General features: G+C 46.6%; 2 protein-coding genes. One reads left to right on the forward strand and one right to left on the reverse strand.

What is annotated here, in order from left to right:
• The coding region (locus R7O13_RS27505) for a PDZ domain-containing protein (protein ID WP_318305281.1) at window positions 1-195 on the forward strand (195 nt) is incomplete at its 5' end.
• 42 nt (window positions 196-237) lie between these two features.
• On the opposite strand, the gene R7O13_RS27510 is transcribed toward R7O13_RS27505, so the two are convergent.
• Window positions 238-672: DNA gyrase C-terminal beta-propeller domain-containing protein (locus R7O13_RS27510; RefSeq protein ID WP_318305282.1), on the reverse strand; the 435-nt coding region annotated here is incomplete at its 5' end.

Consider the following 672-nt stretch of genomic DNA (forward strand, 5'->3'; position numbering starts at 1 on the left):
CCAGCAAGTGCCGCAGGCTTTGAAAAACAAGACATCATTATCAGTATCGATGGCAATAAAGTTCAGGGCCGTCAAAGCGTGATGGATATCGTCACGGATTTACGCCCAGGCACTTCTGTCGACGTTGGTATCATTCGTAAAGGCAAGGAAATGACTCTAAAAGTCACCATCGCCGAAGACAAACAAGAAGCATAAAAAAATCCCAGCCAATGGCTGGGATTTTTATTTCTATTCGTTTTATTCGCTTTCGATCGATTCTTCAGTGCTGCTCGACTCACCAAGCTCAACGTCAATTCGCGTCACTCTCTGTAAGCCTCTTGGCAGCAGACTACCTCTGCGACCACGCTCACCACGGAAGTTCTCAAGATCAGCAGGTTTCAAACCTAGCTTGCGCTTACCAGCGTACAAGGTTAAAGAAGCACCTTGCGGCAACGCGATTAAGTGGGACAACACTTCTTCACGCCCTTTCGCTTTAGCTGCTGGGATGTTAATAATCTTGTTACCTTTACCTTTCGCTAATTGCGGCAAGTCTTTAATTGGGAACAACAACATACGCCCTTGGTTGGTAATCGCTAGAATCTCATCCGAATCCAGATCGCCGACTTCTTTTGGCGTCATCACTTCAGAATTTGCAGGCAACGTAACCAACGCTTTACCGCTACGGTTCTTCGA

It is taken from the genome of Vibrio sp. Y176, from assembly GCF_033438945.1.